This window comes from Metabacillus flavus (assembly GCF_018283675.1).
Lineage (GTDB): Bacteria > Bacillota > Bacilli > Bacillales > Bacillaceae > Metabacillus_B > Metabacillus_B flavus.
Map to the genome: position 1 here is coordinate 1,276,921 of NZ_JAGVRK010000001.1, position 14,529 is coordinate 1,291,449.

Below are 14,529 nucleotides of genomic sequence, written 5' to 3' on the forward strand. Positions count from 1 at the left end.
CCCTCACTCTGGTAAAGAAGTAAAGCTCCGGCACCATATCGTTTAAACCTTACTGCGGCAAGGTCTGGCAGAGAACAGTCTTTGTCCCCTGCTGCGGTGAAGAATGTGGGGACTGGCACGGTGCCAGTCCCCTTAAATTTTACCGGACTAAAGCTCCGGTACCAAATCTGCAGACCGCTTCTGCGCATGGTTTTCAGAAAGCAGCCCTCTGTCCCCTGATGCGGTGAAGCAGTAAGGGTCAGGCACCAAATTTTTGATCATTATGATAAATTCCAGAAAGAACGATAGGTGAAGAACCATGCATCAAAATATTCTATTAAGTTCAATCTTTAGCCAGCTTGAAGTTGCAAATCGCTCTATTATAGAAATGGCCGTGCTTTTAGATGAGGATGATTTAAACTGGAGATACCAAGATAAGAAGCGATCCCTGGGTGAATTGCTGAATCATCTATCCCTTCTCTATCGCGCTGATTATTTAATTATGGAAGAAGCCTCAAAGGATGAGATGGGGGACTATTATCAATCTAATCCATTTAGAAGTACTGAGGATGTAATCAAAACGCTCCAAGTGAATTTTGAGGCTCTAAAAGCAGCCTATTATTCTTTCAGAGAAGATGAGCTGGAGGAAATGAAAATTTCCTATTGGGGGACTGCATACTCACGATATGAATGGCTCCTTGAAATCCTGGGGCACATGTACCATCACAGGGCTCAGCTGCATTTTTATTTAGAAGCGCTTGGGAAAAGCCCTCAAGTCCGATTATTTGAGTGATGGGCAAGAACCTCTCTTCAGCCACTCCAAACCTGTAGATACTGTGATGATATATGCTTGTTAAAGAGGAAAAACCGCGGAACAGGTTATCCGCGGTTTTTAAATGGTTTCCTTCTTATTTATTTCCTCCAGCACGTAGATGATTTTGTTATTTTGCTCTATGATTTTTTTGTTTTGGTCTCTTAACTTGGTGAAATCATATAAGAATACAATCAAAATAATCGTGATTAGAAATGTCAGTTCCACACCTCACTATTAATTGGCTGCTTCCCCTGCCGTGTCCATTTTGTCCTTAAACGCGGAAGAGGGCCTCATAGCCGCTGTGAATAGCAGCAGGGAGAGAAACACCATAAAACCTGACCCCGAAATAATCACGATTCTCAAAGAAAACCAATCCCCGGCTAGTCCAATTCCAAATACAAAAACCACTTGAATGAGCGAGATCACCATGCCAAGCGCACTTCCCACCCGTCCCATGATGTCTGACGGAACGTGATCCTGATAAAACGTCCAAATACCTGTGTTCGCAAACGCCATAAAGAAGGCAAGAATGAAAAAACCGATGGCCGCCCATAAAAATGAGGAGGAGAGGGAGTAAATAAGGTACCCTCCTGCAATCATCAATCCTCCGCAGGCGATCAGTACAGATGGGGACAGTTTTCTTACGGCAAACCGATTAATAAAAGATCCCATTAGTAATCCTATGCCGGAAATACTGACAAGCAGACCATAAGCGCTGTCAGAAAGCATCAGGATTTCCCGGGAAAACACCACTTCCTGCGAATCGAGAGCGGCCGCCATCATCATGAGTCCGTTAAAGAGGAGATACACACTCATGACGTAGCGTGCTGATTTCATATAACCTATGACCATCCGCCAGTCATCTGCCAAGACGGAAAAAGAAACTCTTTTTTTAGGAGAATGCCCAGCCGTTCCGAGATGAGGCAATAGGAAAAGAAGAAGCGCAGAAATCATAAAAGTAAAAGAGTTAGCTAAAAAGGCAAATTCCGGCTGTCCAGTCATGAACAGCAGTCCGGCAAGAGCCGGGCCGAGTATAAATGAACCGGACCATGCGAGGCTCTTATATGAATTAAAAACTTGCCGGTCTTTAGAAGGAATCAGCCTGGCAGAGTATGCTGTTGCAGCAGGATCATAAACCGCATCTGCCATGCAAATGAGAAAGACTAGCACATAAATAGTGGGAAGGGTAGGTGCGGCTAAAATAAGCAGCTCAAGCACCGCTCTCATGAAATCCAGTCCAATCATTAGATTTCTCTGAGAATACCGGTCTATTAAGCTGCCTGCCCAAAACGAAGTCAGGATACCTGCAAGAGGACGTATTATATATAGTCCGGCGACAGCAGCTGCGGAACCAGTCATGTTGTAAACCATCATGTTCAGGGGGATGAAATAGATCCAGTCTCCGAGATTGGAGATGCCGGTTGAGGTTAATAGAAGGGCTGTTTTTTTATTCATCTCATTGCCCCCTTTAAAGGATATTTTAACCACTTTATACCATTGGAAGGTAGGAAGCAATGGGAAAATGAAAAAACTGGCAGTCCATCTTTAACTTTGCAGGGAAAAAAGAATAGCAGAAGGAAAGCCTATTAGGGGAATAGAAGTAATTAACGGAATCCATATGTTCTTGAGGAGGAAGAAAATGAAGGAAGATTGGAAACCTGAAGGATATTCCAGCGTCTCTCCGTATCTCATTGTTTCAAATGCACAAGCAGTGATTGAGTTTGCCGAAAAAGTATTGAATGGAACAGCCCACCGCCGCAAAAATAGACAAGATGGCTCAATAATGCATGTTGAATTGAAAATTGACGATTCAGTTGTTATGTTGGGGGAAGCTACAGAAAATTGGTCAGGGGCTCAAAATCATCTTCACGTATACGTTCCGGACGTTCATGCAACCTACAATCTTGCTGTTGAAGCAGGCTATGAATCTGTACAGGAACCGGAAATCCATGGGGATGAACCCGATAAGCGGGCAGGAATATTGGATCCCTGCGGCAATACATGGTGGATTGCCACACAGGTAAAATAAAAACGGACTTCCATATCAAGAAGTCCGTCTTTTTTCTAATTCAATTCTAAAAAGTCATACACATCTCCGCCATCAAACCCTGCTCCAAGGATGACACCATCCGGGAAAAGCTCCGCATGCTTCGATACGAACTCTTTAACGAAAATGATCATCGTCGCCGCACCTAAAAATAAGCCAGCCGGGAGATGCTCCTCTAATAGCTGATAAATTGGCTTGTAGACAGGAAAATAAGGTTCGACTGACAGTGGTGCATAATCCTTTGCCAATGCCCAGTCACCTTCCTCATCCCATTCCTCTGACCCTGCCACATACAAACTGATTGTGTCAGCCGTCTCATAGAGCGAAAAGGTTATCGCTTCTAATGAAGCAGGAGGTTTTTTTTCTGAGAGAAGCTCTGTCAGCCATACTTCGAATTCCTGAAAACTCGCATCAAACTCGTTCTCGATTTCCGCGAGATGGCTTTTAATCCCCAGCTTCCCTGACCGTGTCACAATCCATTGCTTGCCGTCCTGTACACCAGCCACCTCATCAATGGCATCATATATAGCGTCGGTAAAAGCTTCTGTTTTAGCCATTCCCATTCACTCCTAATTTAATAGTTCAGCAGCCCTCGGGTCCGCAAGAGGCTCCCTCAATCATACCGCCGTTCGCCTCATCCTCAATTACTTGTTCAATCGATTCTTTTGAATGGAGGCCCTGGAGCTTTTGGGTCCCAATAATAAAGGTCGGAACCGCTTGAATTTCCTTTGTTCTTGCCAGATTCAGTGCTTCTTTATGATCCTGCACATACGTGCCGCCAGTAATCGCATCCTGAAAAGCTGCTTCATTTAAGCCAAGCTCGCGGACAATTCCGGTCAGAACATTCACATCCCCGATATTCTGGCCCTCCTGCCAATAAGCCTTAAACACCGCATCCACATATGCCTGACCCTCGCCATGCTCCTTCGCAAACTGATAGCCCTGATGCGCAAGATGCGTATGCGGAACCGGATCCAAATCCATCGGAAGCTCCATCTCCACACCAAACCGCTGTGCCAGCGGCTGAACCGACTGCTTATATGCCTGCTGAATATAATCGCTATTCGGAGACATCCCCTCCATCGGATAAGGACGAAGCTCAAAAGGCATAAACTCTACCTCTACATCCTTCCCTTCCACCGCTTGCCGAAGCGGCTCCTCTCCAATAAAACAGAAAGGGCATACAAAATCCGAAAAAACCTGTATCTTAACCGTCATCTGAAGTTCCTCCTCGTCATTGATAGACTCATTGTAGCAAAAGGGCTTAGAGAAGACGATTTATTTGGATAAGTTATTGACAGGGCAGGGGCGGGGAAATATAATAGAGAAAGTCAGCTGAGAGATGCTGCAACTACATATTACGATTCCTTAGCTCAGCTGGGAGAGCGCTACCTTGACAGGGTAGAGGTCGCTGGTTCGAACCCAGTAGGAATCATTCTAGGAAGAGTTGCTTTTAGGAGCAACTTTTTTTGTTTATGGCTTAGAGGCAAAATCTTATTTAATTGCACATTTTTGATTAAAGAGGGCGAGGCAAAAGCAGATAAAAGAAGAGGGTTCGAATCCCTCCCAGATCATATGGGAATGGAGTTGCTTTTGAAGCAGCTCTATTTTTATTTGGTAACTTGAGCCTTTTTATTTCAGGTGGAAGAGCGCTGCCTTAACAGGGTGGAGGGCGGGGGTTCAATCCCCTTTCAAGTCACCATACATAAAATACCTAAACCTCATGTCCCGATTGTTTTGAAAAATTTCTTAATAAATTAATAAATCTAACTAAAGGTGCTATAAATATTACTTTTGTGAAATTCAATTCCCTGAGGATAAGATTCCTCTCCTTAAAGATCAATTAAGAAGTCTTTCCAATTATGAAATAATTACGCAATCGATCAGTTAAGAAATGCATCCTTAAATAAGGAACTATGAAAGGTAGTTTCCACAGAGAGCTAAGTAAAAAAACATTAAAGATGAATGATAATTCAATGCTTCCATTAATACCAAATGGAGCAAGCCAAGAGAAAGGATTAATTCTTCTTGAGGCCAAAGCACATACAAGAGAGACTCATTCAAAGATTCAAGCAACATCGCTTACGAGCATAACGAAAATTAAAGAAGCGATAAAGATGATATAAGTAGAATTTGGCTTAGTTCCTCAATTGACCCATGGATCAATAAATACTATCAACTTGCAAACAGATATATTTATAAATTCTTAATGGAATAATAGAAATCCCAACATGACTATTATTTATTAATTTTATAAAAGATAAAACTCATATCCAAACTTCAAAAGAGGAATGGATCAGACCTTATCATAAAGTTTTTCAAGAGTTAGATATTAAACACGAATCCAAATTGCTTTCAAAAGTGGTTTCTCTTTACCTTCCGTTGATTGTCTAGATGTATTTATTTAGGCATTATAAAAGTTATTGTTTTTTTCTAATGTAAATCATTCAGAAGAACAAAACACGGAGAATAAATAATGAAAAATACAAGAGGAACATAGCAGAGGATTGTCCTAATTTAATTGAAGATTGGCATTCAACTGAAAATAAAAAAATACTCCTTACAATGTAAGTTCTGGATGAGACAAAATGATAGTTTGATGCTGCAAGAAGTGTTCACATATCTGGAAAAGTAAGCTAAAAACAGAGCTATTAGAAATACTGGGTGTCCCAAATGCCATGACATTTCCGCAATGCCTTTCCTGCCTAAGTTTCCAATGATGTATTATTTGAACGGATAGCCTGCATATTTTTCCTAGTTTGCTCATTTGTCCTTTTTTTTCTAGTTCGGTTTTATTTAACTAGAGTAGAAGCGGCTACCTATTGCTCCATAGTCCCAATATTAACCTGTTTCTAAATAGCCTTTTATCCTGTATCCTTCCTAATATGTTAATTAGAGAGGATGAGTTCATTATGCAATTAAATTTTTTAAGAGAAATGACAAAAGAGGAATTTTTAATGCTATTGTCATCTTTTTTAGAAAAGTGGGTGAATCATTCCTCCACGAAATTAATGATAAAAGAAATGAAAATGAGTTTAGTGGTAGATGGCGTTGAATATGATATAAACAAGGGTGGAGAAGAAGCAGTTTTTAACCTTTTTAATGAATTGGAAGAAGATGCGGAATCATCTGAGGTTGAAGTAATAAATCCGAAAAGGAATATGCCAAAATCAAAAAGGAAAGATAATTTAATAAAATATGATAGTCTTTCGGAATGGATGTTTACGAAAGGAAATCCTTTTCGTATTCCTCTTGAAATAGAAAAGGAATTGGATTATATCGGTGAAACCAAACCGCCCTTTAATAGAGATGCTTTACCTGTTTATTCTATTGAATCCTATTGTCGTACGAGAGGGTTAGTATTTTTAACAAAAGAGGATTTTAAATACGTGCAGAAGTCCGTAGCAGCTGAACTGATATCTCAAGATTTAATAGATAAATTTGAAACGAGTGCTATATATAAAAGTTGGGAAGGTTTAAGTGAATGTATAAAACTATCTGAATTAGAAATGGCATATAATCAACCTATATTAAAATATCGAGGAAATAGAGATGTTGGTTTTCCGTATGTTACAGAAGATAATATTCATACGATTCTACCTTATTTAAACAAAGTAAAACCGGTAGGAAAACAGTATAAATATTTTGATTACTCTTTTGAAAATGTACTTTTTAAAGATTTGTATGATTTAAATCAACTTATGGAAGAAAATGAGCTTTTTGTTATAACCAACGATGAGTACATTCGAAACCATTATGTTGAGTATTTATCAGAGCATGATCTAAAAACTTTCCCTAAAGAAATGCAAATTAAAGAAAAAGCTGTAGTCTGTGGAAGCTTTATTGATAATTCAAGCTTTAATGTAAAAATTAAACCCTTGTTTAAATTAGAACAAATCTTAATGGGTTATTCTAAGATCCACGAAGGGAATCTCAAGGAAGAGCATCTTAGTTGTCCAATTCGTCACTTGCCAAAATTAAAGAAGGAATTAAAGAAAGAAAATGATATCGATTTTAACAAATTGATTCCTATCGGATTGGCAACACAAAACAAGCTTGTCTTCGAAAAAATACCTGTTCAAGTAAAAGAAGAAATGGAAAGGTATATTATGTTAAAGGAAAAAGAAGATGAAATACAAATATTAAAGAGGGGTTTTAAATAATAGCGGGTACAGTTCAGTCCTCCTTCTTTATATTTAAGTAAACAGAATAGGTTGTTACCTTTTGGATAGTTGCTATAATTGTTATAGACATACAAAAAATCTGCCAATCAAGTTCTCTTAGCTTAAGCTTAGAAATTCAACAAGCCATCCATTTTTTTCTCTATCCAGGCGAACGCATTCATCATTGTGGTAACATCTGTCTTAGTTTTAAGTTGGTACAGTAAAAGAAATAAAAACTAAAATATGAAAGTACCCCGGTGCTCCAATACCAAGGTTCCGATTTAATAATTGTCTCCCTGCAAGGTGGAAGGCTTCAATCAGAATAGGAAAGACCACCCTAATCGCCGCCACAGCTCAAAGGGGGGTCTTACTTGTTGTCTATAAGGTGTTGTTCTAATCAAAATTTACTTCAAAATAAAATCCCGTACCTCTTGATCCCGCCCCTTCCCAAAAGCAAACCCCACATGCCCATCCGGCCTTACCCAATAAACCGCATCCTGTTCAAATCCAGCCTTTGCTATCTCGGAATTCCACTCAAACTCAACCAGTTCAACATCTTTCGCAACGGCAAATTCCTGCAGATCCTGGCTGGCCTCCCCATACACATGAATCTGCCACTCCATGGACTTCAGCGGCTCATAGTTATCCCCACTATTTGTCTTCACCCAAGGCAATCGGTCCCCGCCATGAATGTATCCGGCTTTCCCATCGCTGATTTTGCTGCCTCTGTAATGAATCCGGGTTTGAGAGAGCAGGTTAAACGCTCTTTTACGTGCATTCGATAACTTAAGCAGAGCTGGAATGACGATAGGGAAGAGGACCTTCCGGATTAGCTTGCTTTGAATGCCTCTGCCGACAAGCGGCTGGAAGGCCCTGTCGGTTGTGGAGACGAGCAGCCGTGCGAAAGCGATGCGTTCGGTTTCGTACGTGTCCAGAATATCCGGGTCTGCTTTTCCTTTCAGGACGGCGGCGAGCTTCCAGGAAAGGTTGACGGCGTCGCCGATTCCGGTGTTCATCCCTTGACCGCCGGCGGGACTGTGGATATGGCCGGCATCTCCTGCGATAAATGCTCTGCCTTTACGGAAGTGCTCACTGACGCGATGATGTACCCGATAGGTGGAGAACCAGTTCACATCGAGAATAGATAAACCAACTTGTTTTTCGACGATTGGCCGTAAGTTTTCAAACGAAAGATCCTGTGAAATTCTCATTTCTTTCGGTACAATTCCAACGACTCTCCTCATTCCGGTTGTCCGGACCGGGATAAACGCACAAAATCCGCCTTTGTCGATGAACATATAAAATCCGTCTTTTTGAACCCCGTCATCTGCTGCTTTTACATCCGCTACATAAAACAACTCTTCGTACGTCCCGCCGGGAAAGTCGAAGTTCAGTGCTTTCCGGACCGTACTATGGGCTCCGTCGCAGCCGCAAATGTAGTCAAAACGAGCGGATTCCTCTTTGCCATGTTTTCTTATCACTGCCTGAACGTTTTCTCCATCATCGGTAAATGAAATGAGCTCAGTCTCCCATTCCACTTCAAAACCCTGCTGTTCCAGTTTTTTGACTAAAAATTGTTCGTGAACATCCTGAGCAAGACTCAAGATAAAGGGAAAAGGACTTAGTCCAGCCCCTAAATCAGCCAGCTCAAGCTCAGCCTTTTCCTGGCCGTTTTCAAGGAGGTGGATGGATTTCATTTTGATTCCGAGTTCGACAAGTTCATCCGCAAAGCCGAGCTGCCGGTAAAATTCAAGTGTTCTGGCGTGAACGACGAGAGCGCGGGATGATTCTCCAGGGCCTTTGTTTTGATCAATGATACGGAAAGAGATTCCATGCCTGGCCAAACGGAGAGCAAGGACTAGCCCGGTTGGACCGGCACCGGCGATTAATACTTGAGTCATTAATAATTCCTCCCTTTTAGCAGACATTTCAATAAACGGATGATGATTTCCTCTTTGGCTTAAGAATAGCATAGAATAGCTGTTAAAAAGAGGGAATTCCTGATGAACAAAGAGGAGAATCGTATGATTGCAAATCTCCTGGTTTACAGCTTGTTTACAAACTCTGTCCAAATTGATCTGTTTTTCTTTACGAAATCCTAATAAAGGATGGAACAATCGGCCCGTTCAACCATTGCCTATCCCATGCTTTAATTGTTAAGGGACTAACGTGTCCAAATTAAAGGAAAGCAGGGAAAAAAGTGAAAGTTTTGCAATCCGTCCTCATATCTTTAGCGATACTTACAGGTACCAGTGTTACGCAAAGTTCTATTCCATCAGCTTCAGCAGCCGCTGTAAGAGACATTGTGATCAATGAAGTGGCTTGGATGGGTACAACAACATCTTATAATGATGAGTGGATCGAGCTTTATAATCCCACCACAGCAGACATCAGCCTAAACGAATGGACATTAAAAACGGCAGATGGATCTGTAGCGATTTCTTTAACTGGCACCATTCCGGCTAAAGGGTATTTTCTTGCTGAGAGAACGGATGACACTACCGTTCCAAACATCACAGCGGACATAATTTACAGCGGTACCCTTGAAAATACGAATGAAACACTTGAACTATATGATACTGCGGGCAATCTGGTTGATAACACTGGCAGCTGGTATGCCGGAGATAATACGGCGAAAGCAACGATGGAAAGAAATGATCCTGCTGTTGACGGGAACAGTGCTTTAAACTGGAGCAGTTCCACCTATTCTTACAGCGGGGGATTCGGAACACCCAAGGCTGTGAATTCAAAATCAGTGAAAACAGAAGAACATTTGAATCACGTGAGTGAAGATTTAAATGCCATTAATGTTTATTTTAATAAAAGCGCGCAACCGCAATTTGCTTCAGCAGGAAATGAAGCAAACTATAATGTAAACCTTGAAAACCGTTTAATCAAACGGCTGAACAGTGCGAAAACGTCGATCGATTTTGCGACGTATGAAATTAATCTGCCCCGTGTAGTCGATACGCTGATGCAGAAAGCCGCTCAGGGTGTTCAAGTACGCGTTCTTGCAGATGCAAAAGATTCAGCAGACCCGGATTATGTTGAGCGCTATGAGACGATGCGTCTATATCTGGAGAGATTAGCCAGAGGAGCAGATGGGAAGATTGGTACGGGGGATGATGTGCATATTTTCTCTGATTCTCCGATGTTTGCTGTGGAAGATGCAGCAAATAGATCAGCAAATGGACTTCCTTCCGATTTATCTGATATTCCGGTAAAAACCGTTGAAGTGGGAAGTGCTTTACAGTCTGGGCATTTATTTGTAAACGGGGAAGAAAAAGCTTCAAACAGCTATTATTCCCCTAATAACCAAATGCACAATAAGTTTGCGATTGTAGATAACACATGGGTGTTTACAGGAAGCTGGAACTTTACAGTGACTGGACTTTACGGGGATGAAGCAAATATGAGTCAAGGGATTTTGGACGGAAATCAGAATCATTCAGTAGAGTTTCATTCTCCTGAATTAGCTGGGGTTTATCAGACTGAATTCAATGAAATGTGGGGAAGCGGCACTGCTCAGCCGGCTCCGTCAGCTGCCAACTTTAACTCTAGAAAAACGGATAATACACCACACGTATTAAACATTGGCGGAAAAAAAGTAGAAGTTTATTTTTCAGGCGGGGATGATGCACTCGGAAAACTGGTGAACCTAGTCAAAAATGAAGCCGACTACAGTGCGTATTTCACCATTTTCGCATGGAGTGATCAAGCACTTGTCAATGAACTGAAGAACAAATGGGAAGGTTCCTATGAAGATCAGACAGGAACACTGACAGGGTTTGATGTAAAAGGAGTATTCGATTCAAGCTATTGGAACCAATGGTGGTCAGCAAGTGTTGAAATGCGCGGTGTCACCGCATCTCAGTCCAGTACAGATAATCCAAATATCCGCTGGAAAAATCCAGCACCTGTTTATCAGGATGCGGAATCCAGAAAGCTTCATGCAAAAACAATGATCATTGATGCGGACACCTCAAGCGATCCGACGGTTGTGGCAGGATCGACAAACTGGAGTACAAACGGGAACAGTGAAAACGACGAAAATATGCTGTTCATTCATGATGCCGCCATTGCCAATCAATTTGTTCAGGAATTTAATGCGCGCTATACGAGTGCGGGAGGACAGGTGAATTAAGAATAATGAAGGATGCTTCTTCGGAGGCATTCTTTTTTTGTGGAAAAAGGACTGAAAGAGAGGGGGAAATAAACGGCATCCCCCATTTTTCGGACTAAAGAATCAGAAAGAAATAAAAAGAGAACATCAAAACAATGACGGCAAGCAAGGCAGAAACCAGAGTCACAATATGTTTGGAAGGACGAAAAGTCTGCTCATCGATTTGCTTTGTTTTCCTTCTATAATCAACAGTAGAAAAAAGTATTAGGAAAAATCCGCAAATAATGGAAAAAAGCCCAATGGCCACGGTTAGCATGTTTGCTTCAGGATTTGCTTTTTCCATAAAGTTGAAGTGGAGATTTGTTATTAAAAAACCGATTCCGACAATCGCGATTGCCGTCCGGACCCATGCCAGATAAGTCCGTTCATTTGCCAGGTGCTGCTGGATGTATTTTGAACTGATTGTTTTTTCTTTTTCCATTGGATCTCCTTAGAAATGAAGGTGTGTTGGATGAATTGGAGGAGTTTTGAAAATCTCCTTATTCCTATTGTGAGCGTCCATCTTTTCTTTTGCAATAGTGTTCCTTAGGCAGGATCCAATTTAAAATTTATTGCCCAATACCTGGAACTTACCTTAATATGTAAAAGCAGAGGTTAACCTGTTAATAAAGGAGAATCCCATGAAAATAAAAAATCAAGATTTTGAGGTTAAGGGTCTTACATATTCGATTAGGTCTGCAATCATTGAAGATGCAAAGAAGTTGTCGGAAGTAAGGGTCCGTATTGATGGAGAGACAGAGAATTTAGACCGGGATAAGGGAGAGGGACTTATTAATATAGCAGGCTTTGAACAGCTGATCAAGAATGATACTGAAATGCCGAGCAATCTATTTTTAGTTGCCGTCGTAAAAGGGGAGATTGTCGGGTTTTCGAGGTGTGAAGGCAATCACTTGAAAAGATACTCTCACAAAGTAGAATTTGGAGTTGGCGTGCTAAAGGATTTTTGGGGTTACGGGATTGGAGAAAATCTATTAAAAGAATCGATATCCTGGGCAGACTCCTATGGTATAAAGAAAATGAATCTAAAGGTAACAGAAACGAATGATAGGGCGTTAAAAATTTATAGCAGACTGGGATTTGAAACAGAAGGAACTTTAAAAAAGGATAAGCTTTTATCAGACGGGAAATTCTACAGCACGATCATCATGGGAAGATGGAATGAGTCATAATACATAATAGGGAGATTAATAGAAATATGTCCAACATAACGATAAAAAGAGCTTCCTTATCGGACGCTGAAACTCTGACAAGCATCATGCAGGAAACCTTTGATGCAGAAGCAATAAAATGGCTGAAAGAGGAGGATAATATCATAGATTACAATATCCAGCCGCCAGGATATCAGTCCATTCATATGACGGAGTACAGTATTCGGGAGTTAGTCTATTACAAAATTCTCGAAGATGAAAAGATAGCAGGCGGAGTGATTATGACACTTACAGGCAATTTGCACGCTAGAATTGATCGTATTTTTGTTAGCCCTTTCTTGCAGGGGAGGGGAATCGGATCAATCGCACTTAAATTTGTCGAAGAGGAGTTTCCGCAGGTCACATCATGGGAACTGGAGACATCCAGCAGGCAGCTCAATAATCATTATTTTTATGAAAAAGCAGGTTTTAAAAGAGTGTATGAATCCGAAGATGAGTTTTGCTATGAGAAGCGTATAAATACGAATGATGAAACGGAAAAAGTACAGAATCGGGATTTTTCGGGCACTTATTATGAAAGCTGCGGGATGGACGAAAGTGACTTCTTTAAGGTGAATTTAGCCGGAAGCTCCATCAGCAACAGCAATGTGATGAACAGCCATTTCAGCAATTGCAATTTGAGCCAGTCCAAGTTTCAAAATATTAATTTCAGAAACAGTCTGCTGGCTGATTTGAATTTATCCGGCAGCCGAATCGATCACGTGACGATGGGCGGGGTTCAGTTTAAGGATACAAGCCTTGGTGAGAATCGGCTGTCTGTCACATTTGAACGGTGCGACCTGAATGGCAGCCGCTTTGTGGAGTGCAATCTGCAAGACGTGGAGATTCAGCAAAGTGATTTGTCAGGGATGCGGATTAACGGGGTTTCAGTGAAGGAATTGTTTGATGCGTATGAGAGGAATGTAAAACACACCTGATTTTGGGTGTGTTTTTTCTATGGGGGTGCCAGTCCCCTAAGATTTTACCGTGCTAAAGCTTCGGCACCGTAGCTGTGAACCTTTGGGACGTAAGGCTTTACACGCCATAGTCTCTGTCCCCTTATGCGGTGAAGGAGGACGGGACTGGCACCGTGCCAGTCCCCGAAAATTTTACCGAACTAAAGCTCCGGCACCATTGCCGGAAGCCTTTGAGCCACAAGGGTTCACAGCCTGCAGTCTCTGTCCCCTTTTGCGGTGAAGCATGTGGGGACAGGCGCCACCATCCCGCTCAGTCTAAGCACCCCGCTCAGTAGTTCCCCTCCCCCAAAAAAGTCTCCCGAAACCGCACCGCTTTCTTCGATAAGTACCGGTCCTTCAGCCAAATCAGCGCACAGTCTGATAGAAGTTCACTATTTTTAATAGGGACAGCCTTCAGTCCGCTATTTGGAAAGGATTGGAGTGTGGACTCGGGCAGGATAGCAACCCCGACGCCTTCCCTGACAAGTGACATCAGCATCGCTGCATCAGGGCATTGGCAAACAATTTTGGGCTCTAAACCTAGCTTTTGAAATTCGTTCACTACTAACTCAAATAGCCCGATTCCGCTGACCCGGTGAAGCAGCATAAGCGGCAGCTCGGCCAGATCTGCCATATCAATGGTGCTGTTCATTTTCGAATGTTCGGGTACGACAGCGGCGAAAGGGTCTTTGGAAAGAGGGAGGCAGTCAAAATCGTTTAAGTCTAGAGGCAAGCGGACGATAGCCAGTTCAATGCTTCGGTTTCGCACATCCTCCGCTAGCCGGTAGGAATCTCCTTCATGCAGCCGAAACGAGACGTTCGGATACTGTTCACGAAAAAAGCGAATCCGCTCTGGGATATAGGAGAAGCAAGTTTTTACACAGCCGATAGAGAGCAGTCCGGATAAGCCTTCACCTGCCTCTTTCACCTCGGATACAGCGGCTTCCATTTGGAGCAGAAGCGAGTTCGCCCGTTCGTAAAGAATGGTTCCGGCTTCGGTCAGTTCCATTTTTTTGCCGTTCCTTTCCATCAGTAAAACACCGAGTTCTTCCTCGAGCGACTTAAGCTGGTAGCTTAGCGGAGGCTGGGCCATGTGCAGTTTTTTTGCAGCACGCGTCACTTGGCCTTCTTCTGCGATAGTACAAAAATATCGGAGCTGTTTTAGATCCAAACCACTCACCCTATCCATACGTTTTTTGT

At 42.1% G+C, this 14,529-nt stretch carries 12 protein-coding genes and 1 tRNA gene; 7 read left to right on the plus strand and 6 right to left on the minus strand.

Annotated features, from left to right (window positions below):
- Positions 1–298 precede the first annotated feature (298 nt).
- Positions 299–772, plus strand: coding sequence for a DinB family protein (locus J9317_RS06635; protein ID WP_211557214.1), 474 nt, complete (start codon positions 299–301; stop codon positions 770–772).
- A 255-nt stretch (positions 773–1,027) separates the two neighbouring features.
- Here the strand turns inward: J9317_RS06635 and J9317_RS06640 are convergent, their stop codons facing one another.
- Positions 1,028–2,248, minus strand: a complete 1,221-nt coding sequence (locus tag J9317_RS06640) for an MFS transporter (protein ID WP_211557217.1) — start codon at positions 2,246–2,248, stop codon at positions 1,028–1,030.
- 184 nt (positions 2,249–2,432) lie between these two features.
- Between J9317_RS06640 and J9317_RS06645 the strand changes: the two genes are divergently transcribed.
- Positions 2,433–2,822 carry a VOC family protein gene (locus J9317_RS06645; RefSeq protein WP_211557219.1) on the plus strand — a complete coding sequence of 130 codons (390 nt, stop codon included), beginning with the start codon at positions 2,433–2,435 and terminating at the stop codon, positions 2,820–2,822.
- 35 nt (positions 2,823–2,857) lie between these two features.
- Here J9317_RS06645 and J9317_RS06650 read toward each other — a convergent pair whose 3' ends face one another.
- Together J9317_RS06650 and J9317_RS06655 are read right to left on the minus strand one after the other, a co-directional pair.
- On the minus strand, positions 2,858–3,397 hold the full coding sequence (locus J9317_RS06650) for a hypothetical protein (RefSeq protein ID WP_211557220.1): 540 nt from the start codon (positions 3,395–3,397) through the stop codon (positions 2,858–2,860).
- A 25-nt stretch (positions 3,398–3,422) separates the two neighbouring features.
- Positions 3,423–4,058 (minus strand): DsbA family oxidoreductase, encoded by a 636-nt coding sequence (locus tag J9317_RS06655; RefSeq protein ID WP_211557222.1) that lies wholly within the window; start codon positions 4,056–4,058, stop codon positions 3,423–3,425.
- Positions 4,059–4,202: 144 nt separating this feature from the next.
- Here J9317_RS06655 and J9317_RS06660 point away from each other — a divergent pair.
- Together J9317_RS06660 and J9317_RS06665 are read left to right on the plus strand one after the other, a co-directional pair.
- Positions 4,203–4,275, plus strand: a tRNA-Val gene (locus J9317_RS06660).
- Positions 4,276–5,752: 1,477 nt separating this feature from the next.
- On the plus strand, positions 5,753–7,003 hold the full coding sequence (locus tag J9317_RS06665) for a hypothetical protein (RefSeq protein WP_211557224.1): 1,251 nt from the start codon (positions 5,753–5,755) through the stop codon (positions 7,001–7,003).
- A gap of 404 nt (positions 7,004–7,407) precedes the next feature.
- On the opposite strand, the gene J9317_RS06670 is transcribed toward J9317_RS06665, so the two are convergent.
- Complete coding sequence (locus J9317_RS06670; RefSeq protein WP_249292024.1) at positions 7,408–8,904, minus strand: FAD-dependent monooxygenase; 1,497 nt, start codon at positions 8,902–8,904, stop codon at positions 7,408–7,410.
- Positions 8,905–9,203: 299 nt separating this feature from the next.
- On the opposite strand from J9317_RS06670, the gene J9317_RS06675 reads away from it, so the two are divergent.
- Positions 9,204–11,147, plus strand: coding sequence for a phospholipase D-like domain-containing protein (locus J9317_RS06675; protein WP_211557229.1), 1,944 nt, complete (start codon positions 9,204–9,206; stop codon positions 11,145–11,147).
- A 94-nt stretch (positions 11,148–11,241) separates the two neighbouring features.
- Here the strand turns inward: J9317_RS06675 and J9317_RS06680 are convergent, their stop codons facing one another.
- Positions 11,242–11,607, minus strand: coding sequence for a YidH family protein (locus tag J9317_RS06680; protein ID WP_211557230.1), 366 nt, complete (start codon positions 11,605–11,607; stop codon positions 11,242–11,244).
- A gap of 199 nt (positions 11,608–11,806) precedes the next feature.
- Here J9317_RS06680 and J9317_RS06685 point away from each other — a divergent pair, with 199 nt between their 5' ends.
- The gene (locus J9317_RS06685; RefSeq protein ID WP_211557231.1) at positions 11,807–12,355 is read left to right on the plus strand and encodes a GNAT family N-acetyltransferase; all 549 of its coding nucleotides are present in this window, start codon (positions 11,807–11,809) and stop codon (positions 12,353–12,355) included.
- Between the two features lie 26 nt (positions 12,356–12,381).
- A complete protein-coding gene (locus tag J9317_RS06690) occupies positions 12,382–13,311 on the plus strand; it encodes a GNAT family N-acetyltransferase (RefSeq protein ID WP_211557232.1) in 930 nt (309 codons plus the stop codon).
- Positions 13,312–13,618: 307 nt separating this feature from the next.
- On the opposite strand, the gene J9317_RS06695 is transcribed toward J9317_RS06690, so the two are convergent.
- Entirely contained in the window at positions 13,619–14,500 is an 882-nt protein-coding gene (locus tag J9317_RS06695; protein WP_211557234.1) for a LysR family transcriptional regulator, read from the minus strand.
- Positions 14,501–14,529 lie beyond the last annotated feature (29 nt).

What these genes read in the sequence shown, in the direction of transcription:
- J9317_RS06635 (WP_211557214.1), top strand. Translation starts at nt 299, where the DNA reads ATGCATCAAAATATTCTATTAAGTTCAATCTTTAGCCAGCTTGAAGTT.
- J9317_RS06640 (WP_211557217.1), bottom strand. Translation starts at nt 2,248, where the DNA reads ATGAATAAAAAAACAGCCCTTCTATTAACCTCAACCGGCATCTCCAAT.
- J9317_RS06645 (WP_211557219.1), top strand. Translation starts at nt 2,433, where the DNA reads ATGAAGGAAGATTGGAAACCTGAAGGATATTCCAGCGTCTCTCCGTAT.
- J9317_RS06650 (WP_211557220.1), bottom strand. Translation starts at nt 3,397, where the DNA reads ATGGCTAAAACAGAAGCTTTTACCGACGCTATATATGATGCCATTGAT.
- J9317_RS06655 (WP_211557222.1), bottom strand. Translation starts at nt 4,058, where the DNA reads ATGACGGTTAAGATACAGGTTTTTTCGGATTTTGTATGCCCTTTCTGT.
- J9317_RS06665 (WP_211557224.1), top strand. Translation starts at nt 5,753, where the DNA reads ATGCAATTAAATTTTTTAAGAGAAATGACAAAAGAGGAATTTTTAATG.
- J9317_RS06670 (WP_249292024.1), bottom strand. Translation starts at nt 8,904, where the DNA reads ATGACTCAAGTATTAATCGCCGGTGCCGGTCCAACCGGGCTAGTCCTT.
- J9317_RS06680 (WP_211557230.1), bottom strand. Translation starts at nt 11,607, where the DNA reads ATGGAAAAAGAAAAAACAATCAGTTCAAAATACATCCAGCAGCACCTG.
- J9317_RS06685 (WP_211557231.1), top strand. Translation starts at nt 11,807, where the DNA reads ATGAAAATAAAAAATCAAGATTTTGAGGTTAAGGGTCTTACATATTCG.
- J9317_RS06690 (WP_211557232.1), top strand. Translation starts at nt 12,382, where the DNA reads ATGTCCAACATAACGATAAAAAGAGCTTCCTTATCGGACGCTGAAACT.